Source organism: Micromonospora sp. CNZ322 (assembly GCF_007827755.1).
On the sequence record NZ_VITD01000007.1, the window covers coordinates 295,086 to 312,750 of the forward strand.

Below are 17,665 nucleotides of genomic sequence, written 5' to 3' on the forward strand. Positions count from 1 at the left end.
GCCCGCCGCAGGAGGACGCCGCACCCACAGAACGGCATCGAGCTCGGCCAACAGCAGAGTCGACGGGCGTGGTGTGCAAGCTCCCGTTCTCAGTCTCGGGACCACGTTCGTGCGGCGAGGAAGGACGGCCCTATCGGTAGTCGGCGAAGATCCGGCGTTCCACGCCGTCGACGGTGATCGGGCCGCCGTGGGGAAGGATCCACTGTGGTTTGGTGTGGCCGAATGGGACCCCGACGCAGACGACCGCCTCGGGGTTGTATCGGCTCACCACGTCGACGACAGTGTCGCGCTGCTGCTCGCGTAGCCGTGCCCGATCGGCGGCCGGGGGTCGACGGGTGTGGTCGGAGACCGGCGGACGGGCGACCAGGACCGCGTCGACGGCGCTGAGGAAGCCGCGTTCACCCAGTGATCGGACGATCCAGCCGACTTCGCGTGCGGGGAGAAGTTCCTCCGACGTCTCGATGATCAGCACCCCACCGTGCAGGGCCTCCGGGGAAAAGGGGAAGCGTCCCGCCGTCAGGATCCACTGGATGACCTCCAGGCAGCCACCCCAGGTGGGGCCGGTGACCGCGCGGGGCGGCCCGTACCAGCTCCACGGCTCCGTCGGTTCGCGCTCTCCGAACGACTTCAACGCCTGCGGGTCTGCCCAGTCGATGCCGATGTCCTCGGACTCACCCGGGTCGGTGATCTCCAGCCGTTCCCCGGTGAGCAGTGCCGCCCGCAGCGACCGGACGTGGATGTCGTCGACGGCAGGCCCGGGGCCGAGGTGCACCTGGGAGGATCCGCCGTAGAAGCTGGCGATGCCGAGGCCACAGAGCCAGTGGTGCAGGTTGGTGTTGTCGCTGGTGCCGAGGAACGGCTTCGGGTCGGCGCGGGCCAGGTCGCCGTCCAGGTGGGGGATGACGGTGATCTGGTCGTCGCCGCCGATGACGGCGAGAATGCCGCGTACCTGGGGGTCCGCGAAGGCGGCGTTGATGTCCGCCGCCCGCGCTGCCGCGCTCGCACCCACCTGGCGGGTGGTGGGGTATTCGACCGGGACGAGGCCGGTCAGGTCGGCAAGCCGTCGCATGGCCTGCTCGTGGATCCCGGGATAGGCACCGGGCGCAGCGAAGGACGGCGAGAGGACCGCGAGGTGGTCCCCCGGGCGTGCTTTCCGAGGACGAACGAACTCATGCGCCATGTCGAGATCCAACAGGTCGGCCAGCCGGTGCGCATCTCATTTCGGAACGGGCTCCAGGAGCTTCACGCGTTTCTCCTCCGCCCCGACAGCCGCTGGCGGGCGACACGGACGCTTCTCATGTTCATGGCAAGATCTGCCAGGTGCAGGTCGGGATGCTTGGTCCATTCGAGGTTCGCACGGACGTCGGCACCCTCATTGACGTGCCGGGCGCGCGGCTGCGCGGGCTGTTGACCGCCCTCGCGCTCAACCCGGGCCACGTGGTCCCGAAGGGGACCCTCGTCGACTGGATCTGGGGCGAACATCCGCCCTCCGACGCGGCGAACGCCCTGCACCGCCTGGTTTCCCGGCTGCGGAAGGCGCTGCCGGAGGGGTCGATCGAGGGACAGACGGACGGTTACCGGTTGCTGGTCGGACCCGACGTCGTCGACGCCGTACGGTTCGAACGCCTCGTTGGCCTGGCTCGCGATGACGAGGGCCCGCAGCGGGTACGGCGGCTGCGCGAGGCCCTCGACCTGTGGCGCGGTGCGGCGATGCAGGACGTCGGTCTTGTCGACAGCATCGCGCTCGACGCGGCGGTCACCCGATTCGACAGGCTGCGTCTGACCGCCCTGGAGGATCGCTTCGACGTGGAGGTCAGCCTCGGCCGCGGGCCGGAGCTGGTCGCGGAGCTGACCGACCTGGTGGCCGCGCACCCGGTGCGGGAACGGCTGGTTCTCGCGTTGATGCGGGCCCTCGCGGCGAGCGGCCGAGACAACGAGGCGCTGCTCGTGTATCAGCGCACGAGCGAGGCCCTGGCCGACGCGCTGGGCGTCGATCCCTCACCGGAACTCGCGGCGTTGCACGTCGCGCTCCTGCGGGGTGAGGTGCAACGCCGCGAGGAGAACCGGAAGACCAACCTTCGCGCCGAGTTGAGCAGCTTCATCGGTAAGGACGAGGCCGTCGCCGAGGTCGGCGCGCTCGTCGCCGAACACCGGCTCACGACCCTGATCGGGCCGGGTGGCTCCGGGAAGACCCGGCTGGCCACGGAAACCGCGCGCAGAATGCTCGACAACCTGCCGGACGGTGCCTGGCTGGTCGAGTTCGCCGCCATCGGCGCGGACGGTGACGTCGTGCAGGCGACGCTCACGGGGCTCGGACTTCGGGACGCTCTGCTCGGCGAGGCACCGAGCATGGAGTTGATCGACCGGCTCGTCGCCGCGATCCGCGAGCGGGAGGCGCTGCTGATCCTGGACAACTGCGAGCACGTGATCGAGTCGGCGGCGGTGCTCGCCGACCGGCTGCTCGGGGAGTGTCGGCGACTGCGGATCCTCGCGACGAGCAGGGAACCGCTCGGCATCACTGGCGAGGCGCTCTGGCCGGTCGCGCCACTGGCCTTGCCGGACGTCGACGCCGACCCCAGCGAGATCGAAACCTCTCCCGCTGTCCGGTTGCTGCGGGACCGAGCGGTCGCGGTGCGGAGGGATCTGGTGGTCGACGATCTCACGTTGTCGACGATGGCGCGGATCTGTCGGGCGCTGGACGGGATGCCGTTGGCGATCGAACTGGCCGCCGCCAGGTTGCGCACCATGTCCATCGACCAGCTCGCCAGGCGGCTCGACGATCGGTTCCGTCTGCTGACCGGCGGAAGCCGTACCGCGTTGCCCCGGCACCGAACGCTGCGCGCGGTGGTCGACTGGAGTTGGGAGCTGCTGACCGACGCGGAACGGGCGGTCCTGCGCCGGCTCTCGGTGTTCTCGGGCGGGGTGAGTCTGGAAGCGGCCGAACGGGTCTGCGCCGGCGACGAGGTCGAGCCGGAGGACGTGCTCGAACTGGTCACCGCGCTGGCCGAGAAGTCGCTGTTGGTCGCCGAGGGCGACGAGACCCTGCGCTACCGGATGCTCGGCACGATCAAGGAGTACGCCGCGCACCGCCTCGTCGAGGCGGGGGAATCGGACCTGGCGCGCCACGCGCATCTGACGTACTTCACCGAACTGGCCGAGACCGCCGAGCCGCAGCTTCGCCGCGCGGACCAGGTGAAATGGCTCGCCGCTCTCGAAGTTGAGCACGACAACATCGGTTCCGCGATGCGCGGGGCCCTCGCCGCCGGTGAAGCGCCCGCGGCCATGCGACTGGCCGCGGGCGCCGGCTGGTACTGGTGGCTCGGTGGCCACCGGACCGAAGGCATGGAGCTGATCACGGCGGCCACTGAGACGCCTGGTGAGGTCAGCGACGAGATCCGGGCCACTGTGTACGCGCTCGTCGTGCTCTTCGTGAACTCGGGACCGGGCGACGAACACCATGCGGCGGAGTGGATCCACAAGGCGTACGAGTTCAGCCAACGCAGTCACGGCAGCCACCCGGGGATGGCGCTCGTCGTCCCGCTGGAACGCATGTTGCGAGCCCCGGACGCGATCCTGGCCGCATGGGAACCGCTGCTGAACGACGAGGATCCCTGGGTACGCGCACTGGCCCGGTTGCAACTCGGCAAGATGCGGATCATCTTCGGCCAGGACGGTCGGGATGCGGAGGCGTATCTCGTGGCGGCGCTCGCCGAGTTCCGGGCACTCGGCGAACGGTTCGGGATCTCCTTCGCCCTGACCGAGCTGGCGGAGTTGATTGCCGTACGCGGTGAGTTCGCCGGTGCGTGCGAGCACTACGAAGAGGCCGCCGCGGTCGTCACCGAGGTCGGCACCGTCGAGGACATCATCCGGATACGGTCCCGGCAGGCTCAGCTGTACTGGTTGCTTGGTGATGAGGAGTCCAGCGCGGCTGTCATGGCCGAGGCGCGGCGATGCGCGGCGCGGGTCACGTGGCCGGGTGCGTTGGCAGTGCTGGCCCTGTCACAGGCGGAACTCGCTCGCTGGCGTGGCCATGCCGACGAGGTGGCCCGCCAGGTCGGTGTCGCGACGACAGTGTTGCGCGACGAGGCGGAGCAGGCGCACATCCGCGTGGTGACTCACGACCTGCTCGGTTATGTCGCGGACGATCTCGGTGAGGCGCGCAGACACCATTCCTTGGCCTGCGAGGCGGCAGCCGCGACGGGACACGCGCCCTCGATCGCGCGGGTACTCGTCGGCGTCGCGGACCTGGCGCTGCGCCGTGACCAGCATGAGCAGGCCGCGCGGCTGCTCGCCGCGAGCACCGGTGTGCGCGGACGGCAGGATCATTCCCAGCCGGATGTGGCCCGGATCGAGCGGGAAATACGGCGCCGCCTCGGCGAAGCGAGCTTCGCAGAGGCGGCGCGGGAAGGCAGTCGGACGGACTGGAACCGGTTGGTAGCGGTCACGCTCGCTTCGTGAACGTGGATCGCGCCCACAGGTAGCCGACGAGAGCGATGCCGACGCACCAGACGAGGGCGGGGATCAGGTCACCGCTGGACGGCGTTCCGTTGAGGAACCCCCGCAGGGTTTCGATGATCGGCGTGAAGGGCTGGTATTCCGCGAACTCCCGCAGCCCGGGCCCCATCTTGTCCGCCGGCACGATCGCGCTGCTGAAGAACGGCAGCATGACCAGCGGTACGGAGGCCAGCCCCGCCGTTTCCGGAGACTTCGCCGAAAGACCCAGGGCGACAGTGAGCCAGCCGGCGGCGAAGCCGAGCAGCACGATGACGCCGATCGCGCCGAGCCAGCCGAGGAGGCTCGCCGACGGGCTGAATCCGAGCAGGAAGGCCACCCCGACAAGGGCGGCGATGGCGACCAGGTTGGTCAGCACGCTGGCGACGACGTGACCGGTCAGCACCGCACCGCGGGAGACGTGCATGACTTTGAACCGGTTGATGATGCCCTTCGTCATGTCGGAGTTCACAGCGGTTGCGGTGGCCCCCAACCCGTAACAGACCGCCAACAGCATCAGTCCGGGAGTCGCGTAGTCGATGTAGTCGACACCGACGTTGAAGGCGTCACCGAACATGTACACGAACATCAACATGATCACGATAGGCATCAGGACCGCGTTGAACACCGAGGTCGGGTTCCGGGCGATGTGCTTGAAGTTGCGACGCAGCATGACGATCGAGTGGGACTTGGTGCTCATTTCGCGGAAACCTCCTGGATGCGGCTGCCCGTCAGGGCGAGGAAAACGTCGTCGAGGTCCGGCGTCTGCACGGAGAACCCTTCGGCGCTGATCGCGTACTCGTCGAGGCGGTCCAGCAGGGCCCGCAGCGAGGCTGTTCCGCCGTCGCTGGGAACCCGCAGCGCCAGTGCCTCGTCGTCCCGTGTGGAGTCGGTGAGCACCCGGGCGGCCGCGTCGAGTTCGGCGACGGTGGTGAACCGGAGCCGGACGTGAGTGCCGGGGATCTGGCGCTTGAGCTCGTCGGGCGTGCCCTGGGCGACCAGACGCCCCTGGTCGAGGACGGCGATCCGGTCGGCGAGCTGATCGGCTTCCTCGAGATACTGAGTGGTGAGGAAGATCGTCACGCCGTCGGCCACCAGGTCACGGATGATCGACCACATCGTGCGGCGGCTACGTGGGTCCAGGCCCGTCGTCGGCTCGTCGAGGAAGATGATCCGCGGGTCGCCGACCAGAGTCATCGCCAGATCCAGCTTCCGGCGCATACCACCGGAATAGGTCGACACCGGCTTCTGTGCCGACTCCACCAGATCGAACCGCTCCAGCAGCTCCGTGACGACCCGCCTGCCGTCCTTGCCCGGAACCTGGCTGAGATCCACCATCAGTTGCAGGTTCTCTCGGCCGGTCAGCAGTTCGTCCACCGCCGCGAACTGACCGGTGACACCGATCGCCGCGCGCACCGCCTTGGCCTCGGTGGCGGCGTCGTGCCCTGCGATGCGTACGGTCCCACCGTCGGCCTTCACCAACGTGGTCAGCACGTTCACCGTCGTCGTCTTACCCGCCCCGTTCGGACCGAGCAGGGAGAAGATCGTGCCCGCAGGGACATCCAGATCGATGCCATCGAGCACGACCTTGTCCTTGTAGGCCTTTCGCAGCCCGGAGACTGCAATCGCTGAACTCGTCATGCAACTACCATCGGCGGCTGGGCTGTCACCCCCCTGTCATGGCACTGACACGGCCACTGACACCGTGTTTCTCCTTGTCGCGCCCCCGTGGTGGTTCCTGCTGGGCCTCGACACCGGCTAATGTCCGGCCTGGAGGTGGTCCGTGTTCACCGAAGCCTTCCCGATCGTGACGACACCTGACCTGCCACGACTGATCGCGTTCTACCGGGACGTGGTCGGCTTCGAGCTGACCTACCGGTTCCCGGACGAGGGCGCCCCGGAGTTCGTCGCTCTGCGGCTGGGCAGCAGCGAGCTCGGCCTGGCCGCCAACCCGGAGGCTGGCGGGCCGGCCGACTCGCACCGCTGGGAGTTGTGCGTCTACGCCGACGACTGCGACGCAGCCGTGGGCGCGCTGCGCACGGGTGGGGCGACAGTCACCGAGGAGCCGGTCGACCAGCCCTGGGGCGAGCGGTCCGCGCGGGTCACCGACCCCGACGGCAACCGGTTGCTGGTGCTGGCCCGGCTCTAGACGGACAGTGCCGGGGAGGAGGGCGGTCATCGCCTCCAGAACAGGAGATGGGTGACCCCACTGGGGCTGGGCACCGACTCGAGGTGGAAGCGGTCGAGCAACTCGTCAGGGCTGCCCCACAACCGCTCGCCCCGGTGGAGGTCGACGGGCGCCACGGCGATGTGCATCGTGTCGACCAGATCGGCCTCGATGAACTCGCGGATGGTCGCGACCCCACCACCGAGGCGTACGTCCCGACCCTCGGCTGCCTGCTTCGCCTCGGCCAGTGCCTCGGCCGGGCTGACATCGCGGAAGTGGAACGTGGTGTCGGACAGGCTGAACGACTGGCGCACGTGGTGGGTGAGCACGAAGACCGGCGTGTGAAACGGCGGGTTGTCCCCCCACCAGCCCTGCCAGTCATGGTCCTTCCAGGGGCCACGCTGGGGGCCGAACTTGTTGCGACCCATGATCTCCGCGCCGATGTTGCACTCGGCGTCGCGGGTCAGGTAGTCGTCCAGGCCACGGGTGCCGCCCGGCTCGGTGCGATACACGAAGCTGGCGGTGGCGGCACGCCAGGAGAACAGCGGGGTGGGGTCCGCGTGACCGAAGGGCCGTTCCAGGCTCTGCCCCTCTCCGGTTCCGAACCCGTCGCGCGAAACGTTGAAGCACTGCACCCGCAACAGTTGCGCCATGGTGTCTCCTCCTTCCTTCGATGGGCCGTGATTCAGTTCGCGGTGACCGTCGGGCCACCGCCGCGGCCCCGGTCGTCGAGCACGAGCGGGGCGCGACCGCGCACCGCGTACCGGATGTGGGTCACCTGTGGGGTGGCAAGGACGCGGGTCGGCGTCAGCTCGATTCCCTCCCGGTCACCCAGGTCGAGGTCCGCGTCGAAGAGCCGCAGGCCGGTGCCGAGCACAACCGGTACGACGTGCAACTCCAACTCGTCGAGCAGACCGGCCTTGAGCACCTGCCGCACCAGGCTGCCACCTCCGGCCACCGCGACGTCCTTGCCTCCGGCCACGGCGCGCGCCTGCTCGACGGCGCTGGCCACGCCATCGGTGACGTAGGTGAAACTGGTGCCCCCGCCCTTCACCAGCCGCTGGCGGGGGCGGTGGGTGACGACGAAGACGGGCGCGCGAAACGGCGGCTCCTCACCCCAGGGGATCTCACCCCCGTCGGCCATCCGGCGCCCCATCACGTACGCGCCGGCCGCCCCGAACGACTCGGCGATCACCTCGGAGTTGGTGTCCTGCTCCCCGCCGGCGAAGCCCTGCCGTTCGCGCCAGGCCGCCGCTTCGGTCGCCCACCGGGTGACCCGGAAGAATTTCGCGCTCTCCGCCGAGTCCATCCAGTTGCCGTTCCCGTCGAACTGCGGGCCGGCGTAGAAGCCGTCCACCGACACCGACAGTTGTGCGGTCACCTTCGTCATCGCGCTCTGGTCCTCTCCTCGGGCGACACCCCGCCTGGGTGCCGCTCCCCGAGGGGTCGGAGCCGAACGCGATGTCCCTACCGGGAAAAAGTGTGACCCGTGCCACTCTCTGGCTCGGTCAGGTACCACGTCCCGGCGTGTTCCGGATCCCGTGACCAGCGCATCAGGGCCCTTTCCTCCGGGCGGGGGCTCCAGTCCCGGTAGGGCGCGAGGGCCACCCGCCAGGCGATCACCGCGAAGTAGTAGAGGCCCGGGCCGACCAGCCAGAGCAGAGCATCGCGTCGCCGATAGGAGGCGTACGGCGCCAGCCACGCGGTCGCCGCCATCGGCACCGCGACCGCGCTGAGGTCGGCGATCGGCCCGCGGCCGAACCGGGCCTCGATCAGCTCGCGGAGAACGAGGGACGGAACCATCACCCCGACCAGCAACGCCACCGTGCGGATCATGCGGACCCGACGCGCCCGGCGATCCGGGGATACGCGGTCAGCAGCGGATCCTTCGGTGGGCATCCCCGGAGGGTACGGGCTGGCCGCAACGGTGGATCTACGACTTCCGGTCGGCGAAGGTGTCCCGGACGCTGGCCCGTCCTCTGCTCAGCGTGATGCTGGGGGCGGATGTCCGGCCCGACTAGGGTGGCGATCATGCGGATTGGCATCGTGATCCTGCCGGACCAGCGGTGGGCGGAGTCGCAGCGTCGCTGGCGGCAGGTCGACGAGTGGGGCTTCGACCACGCCTGGACGTACGACCACCTGGGTTGGCGTGACCTGGTCGACGGCCCGTGGTTCGACTCGATGGCCACGTTGACCGCAGCCGCCACGGTGACCTCGCGGATTCGACTGGGCACCCTCGTGGCGTCGCCGAACTTCCGGCACCCGGCCGCGTTCGCCCGGCAGATCACCACCGTGGACGACGTCTCCACCGGCCGCCTGCTGCTCGGCCTGGGAGCGGGTGGCATCGGCTTCGACTCGGCGGTGCTGGGTGGTGAGACCCTGCCGCCGCGTCAGCGGGTCGACCGGTTCGCCGAGTTCACCGAGTTGTTGGACCTGATCCTGCGGGAGGACGGCACCACCTGGCGTGGCGACTGGTTCGCCGCGGTGGATGCCCGCAACAACCCCGGCTGTGTGCAGCAGCCTCGGGTGCCGTTCGTGGTGGCCGCCAACGGGCCACGGTCGATGCGGTTGGTGGCCCGCTTCGGGCAGGGCTGGGTGACCACCGGCACCGGTGATGACAACGACCTGGCGGGCTGGTGGGCCAGCGTGTCGGCGCTGTCCGCGCGGATGGACCGGACCCTGGACGAGGCCGGCCGTGACCCGGCCAGTCTGGACCGCTACCTCTCACTGGACGCGGCGCCGGTCTTCTCGCTCAGCAGCGCACAGTTCTTCGCCGATCAGGTCGGTCGGGCCGCCGAGCTGGGCTTCACCGACGTGGTGACGCACTGGCCGCGCGCCAGCAGTTGGTACGCCGGTGACGAGGCGGTCCTGGTGGACGTGGCGACGCGGTTGCTGCCACAACTACGCGGCTGAGGCCGCCACACCGAGCCGGCCGGGGCGGCCGGTCAGGTGCCGAGGTCGCCGCTGGCCACAGCGCCCTCGCCACCGGAAACCAGGCGGAAGCGCAGGCAGACGATCGGGGTGTCGCCGTCGACCGGCGTGCCGAGCCGCGCCCAGTAGGTCGAGTGCCCGGCCCGCCACTCCTCGATCGAGCGGTCACCCTCGCCCTCGGCGTGGGCGAAGTCCCAGGGCACGTCGGCGAAGCGGACCACCTCGACTCCGGTGATCTCCACGACGCCGGCCAGTGCGTTGTCGTCGTCGACCAGGGCCAGGCGTTCGCCGACGTCCTCCAACTCCTCGCCTTCCTCCGCGTACTCGGCGAGCCGGCCGGCCGTCGCGGTCTTCACACCGGCAAGCACCAGGGTGTTCAGGGTTGACCGCAACTCGCCGGGGGTGCCGAGGGCGAGGGCGCGCAGTTCACCGATCCGAGGCCACATCCTGCCGAGGCTAGGCCAGCGCGGCCCGGGCCGCCGCCGCAATACCCGCTCAGATCAGTTGGCCGGCGTAGCCGGGTGCGGTGAGAAGCCGCTCGTCAGCACTGGTCGCGTACGCGTCGAGGATCGCGTCGGCGAGCTTGACCACGTGCTCGTCGCCGTGGCGGGCCGCGCGGGCGAAGACCTCCGCCGGCGTCGCGGGGGTCACTGTCGGTGGCGCGATGCCGTTGGCTGGGGCGTACACGGAGGTCATGGCCGCCGTCGCGGCCCAGGCCGCGGCGAGGCTCGGCGCCCACAGACCCCGGTCCAGTGCCGGCAGGGTACGCAGCACGGCGGTCGGCGCGGTGACCGCGTGCACCAGCATGACCGGCGCGGCGTGTCCGAAGCGCAGGTAGTCCAGGCCGGCCCGGTGCACCAGCGTGGTGAGCCCGCGCTCCGCCTCGGCCGGGCTCCGCACGGGGCGCAGCGTCGCGAGTGCCGGCTCCCATCGGGGTACGCCCGGCAACTGCTCCAGTCGATCCCGGACGCCGCCGGTCTGGTCGTCGATCCGGGGCAGCCCCGCCAGCGCGGCCGCCACGTCAAGGTCGTCGGTGCCCGGCTGGTCCGGATCGCCGGTGAACAGCCGGTCGGTGCCGGGGATCGGCTGCCAGCGGGCCGCCCAGTAGCCGAGGGCCTGGCCCAGCTCGGTGAGCCGCTGTCGGTTTCCGTCGTCCGGGTCGAGTGCGCGTACGGCGTGCCCGACCCGGATCACACCGTGCGTGGCGCCAGCGGCGATGCCGGGCAGCAACCGGGGCCACCAGGTGCCGAGCACCGCACGCCACGGGTGTTCGCGCAGTTGCCTGTCGAAGTAGGCCAGCCAGTCACCGGCGCGCTTCGGATCACCCAGCGCCAACCGCCAGTCGTCGATCGGGTGCAGCCCTCGGGGCAGCTCGTCGAGGCGGCCGAGGTAGTCGTCGAGCCAACGGTGCACCCGGTGCGGGTGCCCGTGTCGGACCAGTGCCTCGACGGCCATCGGCCCGTGGTTGGACAGCCAGCCCTGGTATTCGGGGCCGGTGCGGTGCAGCCGCTCGTACGCCTCGTCGAGAACTCCGTCGCTCATCCGCCGATCGTCGGTGTTGAACCTCGCTTCAGGTCAAGAGGGCAGATCCGCGGCGTCGATCAGGCCGGTGATCCGTAGGTCGGCCGCGACCTCGGGCGGGCAGTCCACGGCCACCACGGCGGTGCCCAGCACCTCGGCGCCCCGGGCGGCGCAGATGTCGTAGAGGGCGTGTAGCTGCGCTCCGGTACGTACCCAGTCGTCCACCACCAGCACCCGGTCGTCGGGGCCGAGGTGTTGGTCCCGTACGGCGAGGTCAATCCGTCGGCCCCGGTAGTCCGGTGGGCTCTGCGCCCAGGTGAGTGGCCCGGCCGGCAGTCGCCCGTCAGCCGGCTTGTGGGCGGCCACGAAGCCGACCCCGAGGGCGGTGGCTGCCAACGGCCCGAGGAGCAGCCCGGTGACGGCCGGCGCGAGCACCACAGTGGGCCGGGCGGCTCGGTACGGCGCCACCAGGGCCGGCCCCAGCTCGGCCAGCACCGCCGGGTCCCGCCACCAACCGGAGATGTCGCTGACCAGGTGACTGGTGTCCGGGCCGGGGTCGATCCACTGGAACAGGGCGGCCAGGCGTTCGGTCAGATCGGCGGGCATCCGCTCATCCTGCGGCACGGGCGGTGGGCGTGGCGGCACCCGGGCCACCCGGCCCACCCCGGGTCGGATGATCGGCTACACGTATCCGGGTAAATGCGGGCATACCACCATGATCACGTTGACTTCGGAAGTGCTTCTCTCGTTACGGTCCGACCCGGTTTGTTCAGACGACGAAAGGACCGGGCCGGTGGCAGGCAAGCACTCCCGTACCCGCATCTTCTCCTCCCCGGCGGGCATCGTGGCCACCGCGGCGGTCGGCGTCGCCCTCGCCGTCGGAGGCACTGTGGGCGCCGTGCAACTGGTCTCCGGCCCCGACCAGTCGGGCCAGGTGGCTCTCGACCTCACCCCGACCACCGCCGCGAGCAGCCTCACCCCCAGCTCCCCGGCCGTCACCCCGAGTGTCAGCGCCTCGCCCAGCGTGACCGCCAGCCCGTCGGCGACCCGGTCGCAGCAGGCCGCCTCCCGGGGCAAGGAGCGCACCTCGTCGCCGAAGCCGAAGCCGACCGTCAAGAAGACCACGGCCGCGGCGAAGGTGCTGGAGAGTGGTTCCTGCGGCGCCTCGTTCTACTCCGACGGGCAGCTCACCGCCAACGGCGAGTCGTTCAACCCCAACGCGCTGACCGCCGCGCACAAGACACTGCCGTTCAACACCAAGGTCCGGGTGACCAACCCGGCCAACGGCAAGTCGGTGACGGTGCGGATCAACGACCGCGGCCCGTTCATCGACGGCCGCTGCCTGGACCTCTCCCGGGCCGCCTTCGCCAGCATCGCCTCGGTCGACGTGGGCGCGCTCACCGTCCGCTACGAAGTCCTCGGCTGAGCGGGACCGGCGACGCCGATTCGGCTGGCCGACTGGGCCGGCCGGACAGAACCTCCTCGGACGACGGGTCAGGTTCATTCACCGGTTCACGTGGATCAGGCAAACTGTCCCTCGTACCCACGCGACTCCTCCAGTCGGGCCGTCGCCCGCTGAGCCCCGGATCCCGCGCCGGCCTCGGCGCGGCCCTCGTTCTGCTCGCGATCGTCTCGGCGGTGGAGGCGGCGGACGGCCGCAAGGTGCACTACGTCGCGCTCCTGGCGGCCGCGCCGGTTCTCGCCGCCGCCCTGGCGTCCTGGCTTGTGGTCCTGGGGGTGGGCGTCGCGGCGACAGTGATCGGCGCCGGCTTCGCGCTGGTCGCGCCGAAGGTCTCGTTGGCCACCTCGGTCAGCGTTGTCGCGGTCGCGCTCGTCACCGGGATGGCCGTGGCGGTGGCCTGGGTTCGCCAGCGGCAGGCCGAGCGGATCGTCGAGCTGACCAAGCTCGCCGCAGTGGCCCAGCAGGCGGTGTTGCGCCCGCTCGGGCCGCAGGTCGGCACGCTCTCGGTCGCGGGACGCTACATCTCCTCCACAGCGACGGCCGAGATCGGCGGCGACCTGTACGAGGCGATCGACACGCCCTACGGCGTCCGCATGATCATCGGTGACGTGCGAGGCAAGGGTCTGGACGCGGTCCGGCTGGCCAGCATCGTCCTCGGTTCCTACCGGCATGTGGCCTACGAGCGGGCCGACCTGCGGGCCGTCGTTGCCGACCTGGACCGCGCGGTGGCCCGCAACGTCGGCGACGAGGACTTCGTCACGGCGGCACTGGTCGAGGAGCGTGGAGGCACCCTCACGATCGTCAACTGCGGGCATCCGCCACCGCTGCTGCTACGCCGGGGTGCGGTGATCCCACTGGAACCGCCGGCCCCGGCGCCTCCGCTCGGGTTCATGCCGGTGGTCCGCCCCCGGGTCGAACGCCTGGAGCCCGGGGACCGGCTGCTGCTGTTCACCGACGGTCTCGGCGAGGCGCGACGGGACGGCGAGTTCTTCCCGACCGCCGACCGGGCCTGGCGACTGCTCGGCCATGGCACTGTCGCCGACGGGCTGGCCTCGCTGGAGACCGCCCTGGTCGAGTGGGTGCACGGTCGGCTCGACGACGACATCGCGCTGGTCCTGATGGAGTACGTGGGTGCCCGTACCGGCGCGGCCGTCGCCGTCCCGAGCTGGGAGGTCGGCGCCGCCGAGAGCTGAGCCGGCCGACCGCGCCGCAGGTGTGTAATCGCCGTCACTTGGGTGATCCGCTTGTCGCTGCCTACCCGCGAGTAATACAGTCGGGGTTACTGATCGGTAACACCTGTCCGGAAGCGGGGCCAGCGAGCATGACCCACTACAAGAGCAACCTCCGGGATCTCGAGTTCAACCTGTTCGAGGTCTTCGGGGCGGACCAGGCGTTCGGCCAGGAACCGTACTCCGAACTCGACGCCGATACCGCCCGCACTTTCCTCTCCGAGCTTGATCGCCTCGCTCGCGAGGACCTGGCCGCCAGCTACACGGACAGCGACCGCAACCCGCCGGTGTTCGACCCGGCCACGCACACCGCGCCGCTCCCGGAGTCGTTCAAGAAGTCCTACCAGGCATTCATGGACTCCGAGTTCTGGCGCCTGGACCTGCCGCCGCACCTGGGCGGCACCAACGCGCCGCGCGCCCTCTGGTGGGCCCTCGCCGAACTGGTGCTCGGCTCGAACGCCCCCATCTGGATGTACGCGTCCGGCCCCTCCTTCGCGCACGTCCTGCACGTCGAGGGCACCGAGCAGCAGAAGCGGTGGGCCAAGCTCTTCATCGACAAGCAGTGGGGCTCCACGATGGTGCTCACCGAGCCGGATGCTGGCTCGGACGTTGGCGCCGGGCGCACCCGGGCGATCCAGCAGCCCGACGGCACCTGGCACATCGAGGGTGTGAAGCGCTTCATCACCTCGGGTGAGCACGACCTGAGCGACAACATCGTGCACTACGTGCTGGCCCGTCCGGTCGGCGTGGAGGGCGTCGGTGGTCCCGGCACCAAGGGCCTGTCGCTCTTCGTGGTGCCGAAGTTCCACTTCGACGAGACCACCGGCGAGCTGGGCGAGCGCAATGGCGTCTACACCACCAACGTCGAGCACAAGATGGGCCTGAAGGTCTCCAACACCTGCGAGCTGACCTTCGGCGAGCACGGCGTACCGGCCAAGGGCTGGCTGCTGGGCGACAAGCACGACGGCATCCGGCAGATGTTCATGATCATCGAGTACGCCCGGATGCTGGTCGGCACCAAGGCGATCGCCACCCTCTCCACCGGCTACCTCAACGCCCTTGAGTACGCGAAGAACCGGGTGCAGGGCGCCGACCTGATCCAGCAGGCGGACAAGACCGCGCCGCGGGTCACCATCACCCACCACCCGGACGTGCGCCGCTCGCTGCTGCTGCAGAAGTCGTACGCCGAGGGCCTTCGCGCTCTGGTCCTCTACACCGCCACCTGGCAGGACAAGGTCGCGCTGGCCGAGGCGGCCGGCGACGAGAAGGCCACCAAGCTGGCCAAGCGGGTCAACGACCTGCTGCTGCCGCTGGTCAAGGGTGTCGGTTCGGAGCGGGCGTACGAACTGCTCGGGCACGAGGCTCTGCAGACCTTCGGCGGCTCCGGGTTCCTCCAGGACTACCCGCTGGAGCAGTACGTCCGCGACGCCAAGATTGACACCCTGTACGAGGGCACCACCGCCATCCAGAGCCTGGACCTGATCTTCCGCAAGATCGTTCGGGACAACGGCAAGGCCCTCATGGCGGTCGCCGGCGAGATCCAGGAGTTCATCTCCTCCGAGGCGGGCAACGGCCAGCTCAAGGAGGAGCGGCAGGCGCTCGGCAAGGCGCTCGGCGAGGTGCAGAACATCCTCGGTGTGATGACCGGCTGGCTGGGCGAGGCGCAGGGCGGCGACACCCGCGCCCTCTACAAGGTCGGGCTGAGCAGCCGGCGCTTCCTGCTGGCGATCGGCGACCTGGTGGTCGGCTGGCTGCTGCAGCGGCAGGCCGAAGTGGCGCTGAAGGCGCTGGCCGGCGAGGTTTCCGCCAGCGACAAGGCGTTCTACACCGGCAAGGTGGCCGCCGCCCGCTTCTTCGCCCGCGAGGTGCTGCCCCGCATCGGTGCCGACCGGCGGATCATCGAGGGTGCCGACCTCGACATCATGGACCTCCCGGAGGAGGCCTTCTAGGTTCTGTGCTGGGTCGCACCACCCGGCACCGGCGGCCGGTGGGGCTTCTGCCCCGCCGGCCGTCGCCGTCTCACCCTGGCCACGGCACGTATTGGCCGAGCCCGGTCGGGTATGCCGCTGGCGTGGCGGGTAACCGTCGCGTGACCTCGAAAGGGAACGCCCAGAGCCACCGCACGGGGGAGTGCAGCGCACATGGGTGTAGGAAGCGGCATTTTTCTCATCGCGATCGGCGCGATCCTGACCTTCGCGCTGAGAGCCAACGTCTGGTGGATCGACGTACGCGCGGTCGGCTGGGTGTTCATCCTGGCCGGGCTGGCCGTACTACTGACCACGGTCTGGTTCTGGCAGGACCGGCGCAAGCGGGCTCGAACCCTCATCGTGGAGGAGAACCGGCTGTCTCATCCGACGGCGATGATGCCGCCACCGCCGGACCCGCCGCCACCAACCGCGCCGCCGTCCTGATCCCCGCACAACGCGTACCCCTGAGCCACCCGTCGGATCGGCGGGTGGCTCAGCCGCGTGCCGTGTGCCGAGCCGTGAGCGGCGCTCCCGACCTGCTCAACTCCATCCAGCTGGGCGGGCAGCGGTGCACCGCCAGCTCGGCGGTGCGCAAACCCTCGTCGTCCACTCCCTCGGGATCGAGGAGCGCGGAGAGCAGCGAGATGCCCGGATTGTGGGCAATGAGCAACGCCGTGCGGGCCGCCGGGTCCACCGTGCGGACCAGCGACAACAACTCCTCGGGGTGCGCGTCGTACGCACCCGGCTCATAGCGGACGGTCGGGCGAGGACCAGTCGGGCCACCCTCCGGCGGCGAACCGGTCATCCCCATCGCCACCCCGTGCCAGGTCTGCCGGGTGCGTCGGGCCGTCGAGCAGATCACCACGTCGGGCAGCAGCCCATGGTGCGCCAACCAGGCCCCAGCCGCAGCCGCGTCGGCGTTCCCGCGTGCGCTCAGCGGCCGCTCCGCGTCGTCCGCCGCGTCGCTGCCCTGCTCGGCCTTCGCGTGCCGCAGCAACACCAGTGTCAGTGTGTCGGGGTCGGCGTCCGTCATGCCCCCAGCTTGCCCGATTGGCGATCTCCGTGCCTGGGTAAGTCGATGGATGCCGCACCCCTACCGACGGCCGCGGCGCGACGTACGCCAGGTTAGAGCCGAGGAGCGAGACATGGGCATTGGTGGCAGCATCTTCTTGATCGCATTAGGCGCGATCTTCGCGTTCGCAGTGGAAGCCGACCTGGGCTGGCTGGACCTGGCCGTGGTCGGCTGGGTGCTGATGCTCGCCGGCGTCGCCGGCCTGCTCACCACCCTCTACTTCTGGAACAGCCGCCGCCGCCCGGCGGTGGCCGCGCCGGTACGCGAGGAGCGCGTGGTGGCCGACCGGGTCGTGCCGGTCCAGGACAACCAGGTCGTGCAGGAGTACCGCGAGGTTCGTCGGCCGGGCCGACCCGTCTGATCCTCGCCCACACACTCCGGGGTCCCGCAGCGTCGCGGGGCCCCGGCTCACGTCTGCGCCCCGGTTGGTGTGTGCGTCCGGTTGGTGCGAGCGTCCGGCTGGTGTGTGCGCCCGCGCGTGTGGGCCCCGGCTCACGTGTGCGCCCGGCTTTTGCGTGTGCGACGGGACCGCCGCCACCCCGCTACCCCTGCCAAGATCCGCACACTTTCGGGGAAACTGCTGCTTGAGGGCGCGTCGAGGCAGCAGTTTCCCCGAAGTTGTGCGGATCTTGAGGGCGGGCCCCGATCCCGGGAGCGGTGATCGGCCGAAGATCGTGCTCGATCCAGGAAATAGGGCTTTCGGGTGCGAGCGAGGCCACTACATCCATGATCGAGCACGATCATGGCGCTGCCGCCGTGGTGTTCCCGGCGAGTGGCGTTGCCGGGACCAGGACGGCTGCGCTCGCGCCGGGGTGGGTTCGCGCG

Annotated in this window: 18 protein-coding genes; 8 read left to right on the forward strand and 10 right to left on the reverse strand. The window is 70.1% G+C overall.

The genetic code is table 11. The features are described from left to right. Positions 1-130: 130 nt before the first annotated feature. On the reverse strand, positions 131-1,069 hold the full coding sequence (locus FB453_RS19135; RefSeq protein WP_486480335.1) for an LD-carboxypeptidase: 939 nt from the start codon (positions 1,067-1,069) through the stop codon (positions 131-133). Positions 1,070-1,320: 251 nt separating this feature from the next. Here FB453_RS19135 and FB453_RS19140 point away from each other — a divergent pair, with 251 nt between their 5' ends. Then, positions 1,321-4,458 (forward strand): BTAD domain-containing putative transcriptional regulator, encoded by a 3,138-nt coding sequence (locus tag FB453_RS19140; protein WP_145792024.1) that lies wholly within the window; start codon positions 1,321-1,323, stop codon positions 4,456-4,458. Here the strand turns inward: FB453_RS19140 and FB453_RS19145 are convergent. Together FB453_RS19145 and FB453_RS19150 are read right to left on the reverse strand one after the other, a co-directional pair. Next, entirely contained in the window at positions 4,442-5,191 is a 750-nt protein-coding gene (locus tag FB453_RS19145) for an ABC transporter permease (protein ID WP_112586046.1), read from the reverse strand. The two genes, FB453_RS19140 and FB453_RS19145, sit on opposite strands and share 17 nt — an antisense overlap. Further along, entirely contained in the window at positions 5,188-6,132 is a 945-nt protein-coding gene (locus FB453_RS19150; RefSeq protein ID WP_145792026.1) for an ATP-binding cassette domain-containing protein, read from the reverse strand. Before FB453_RS19150 ends, FB453_RS19145 begins: the two co-directional genes overlap by 4 nt. Before the next feature lie 142 nt (positions 6,133-6,274). On the opposite strand from FB453_RS19150, the gene FB453_RS19155 reads away from it, so the two are divergent. Continuing rightward, complete coding sequence (locus FB453_RS19155) at positions 6,275-6,640, forward strand: VOC family protein (RefSeq protein ID WP_112586050.1); 366 nt, start codon at positions 6,275-6,277, stop codon at positions 6,638-6,640. A 26-nt stretch (positions 6,641-6,666) separates the two neighbouring features. On the opposite strand, the gene FB453_RS19160 is transcribed toward FB453_RS19155, so the two are convergent. From FB453_RS19160 to FB453_RS19170, 3 genes are all read right to left on the reverse strand, one after another. After that, positions 6,667-7,311: a dihydrofolate reductase family protein gene (locus FB453_RS19160; protein ID WP_145792029.1), complete on the reverse strand. Its 645-nt coding sequence runs from the start codon at positions 7,309-7,311 to the stop codon at positions 6,667-6,669. Positions 7,312-7,343: 32 nt separating this feature from the next. Beyond that, complete coding sequence (locus tag FB453_RS19165; protein ID WP_145792031.1) at positions 7,344-8,048, reverse strand: dihydrofolate reductase family protein; 705 nt, start codon at positions 8,046-8,048, stop codon at positions 7,344-7,346. Between the two features lie 77 nt (positions 8,049-8,125). Beyond that, positions 8,126-8,557 carry a hypothetical protein gene (locus FB453_RS19170; protein ID WP_145792034.1) on the reverse strand — a complete coding sequence of 144 codons (432 nt, stop codon included), beginning with the start codon at positions 8,555-8,557 and terminating at the stop codon, positions 8,126-8,128. A gap of 105 nt (positions 8,558-8,662) precedes the next feature. On the opposite strand from FB453_RS19170, the gene FB453_RS19175 reads away from it, so the two are divergent. Further along, complete coding sequence (locus FB453_RS19175) at positions 8,663-9,571, forward strand: LLM class flavin-dependent oxidoreductase (protein WP_145792036.1); 909 nt, start codon at positions 8,663-8,665, stop codon at positions 9,569-9,571. A gap of 32 nt (positions 9,572-9,603) precedes the next feature. Here FB453_RS19175 and FB453_RS19180 read toward each other — a convergent pair whose 3' ends face one another. From FB453_RS19180 to FB453_RS19190, 3 genes are read right to left on the reverse strand one after another with little or no spacing between them, the layout of a single operon-like run. Continuing rightward, positions 9,604-10,035: an ASCH domain-containing protein gene (locus FB453_RS19180; RefSeq protein ID WP_145792038.1), complete on the reverse strand. Its 432-nt coding sequence runs from the start codon at positions 10,033-10,035 to the stop codon at positions 9,604-9,606. 49 nt (positions 10,036-10,084) lie between these two features. Beyond that, positions 10,085-11,131, reverse strand: a complete 1,047-nt coding sequence (locus tag FB453_RS19185) for a questin oxidase family protein (protein ID WP_145792040.1) — start codon at positions 11,129-11,131, stop codon at positions 10,085-10,087. Between the two features lie 33 nt (positions 11,132-11,164). Then, complete coding sequence (locus FB453_RS19190; protein ID WP_145792042.1) at positions 11,165-11,716, reverse strand: phosphoribosyltransferase family protein; 552 nt, start codon at positions 11,714-11,716, stop codon at positions 11,165-11,167. Positions 11,717-11,903: 187 nt separating this feature from the next. Here FB453_RS19190 and FB453_RS19195 point away from each other — a divergent pair, with 187 nt between their 5' ends. From FB453_RS19195 to FB453_RS19210, 4 genes are all read left to right on the forward strand, one after another. Then, positions 11,904-12,536 (forward strand): septal ring lytic transglycosylase RlpA family protein, encoded by a 633-nt coding sequence (locus tag FB453_RS19195; protein WP_186718383.1) that lies wholly within the window; start codon positions 11,904-11,906, stop codon positions 12,534-12,536. Between the two features lie 104 nt (positions 12,537-12,640). Beyond that, the gene (locus tag FB453_RS19200; RefSeq protein ID WP_112586070.1) at positions 12,641-13,765 is read left to right on the forward strand and encodes a PP2C family protein-serine/threonine phosphatase; all 1,125 of its coding nucleotides are present in this window, start codon (positions 12,641-12,643) and stop codon (positions 13,763-13,765) included. Between the two features lie 128 nt (positions 13,766-13,893). After that, a complete protein-coding gene (locus FB453_RS19205; protein ID WP_145792044.1) occupies positions 13,894-15,750 on the forward strand; it encodes an acyl-CoA dehydrogenase in 1,857 nt (618 codons plus the stop codon). Between the two features lie 192 nt (positions 15,751-15,942). Next, positions 15,943-16,212, forward strand: coding sequence for a DUF6458 family protein (locus FB453_RS19210; protein WP_030487564.1), 270 nt, complete (start codon positions 15,943-15,945; stop codon positions 16,210-16,212). Between the two features lie 49 nt (positions 16,213-16,261). Here FB453_RS19210 and FB453_RS19215 read toward each other — a convergent pair whose 3' ends face one another. Continuing rightward, a complete protein-coding gene (locus FB453_RS19215; protein ID WP_145792046.1) occupies positions 16,262-16,801 on the reverse strand; it encodes a histidine phosphatase family protein in 540 nt (179 codons plus the stop codon). 112 nt (positions 16,802-16,913) lie between these two features. Here FB453_RS19215 and FB453_RS19220 point away from each other — a divergent pair, with 112 nt between their 5' ends. After that, positions 16,914-17,201 carry a DUF6458 family protein gene (locus FB453_RS19220; RefSeq protein WP_091396272.1) on the forward strand — a complete coding sequence of 96 codons (288 nt, stop codon included), beginning with the start codon at positions 16,914-16,916 and terminating at the stop codon, positions 17,199-17,201. Positions 17,202-17,665: the final 464 nt, after the last annotated feature.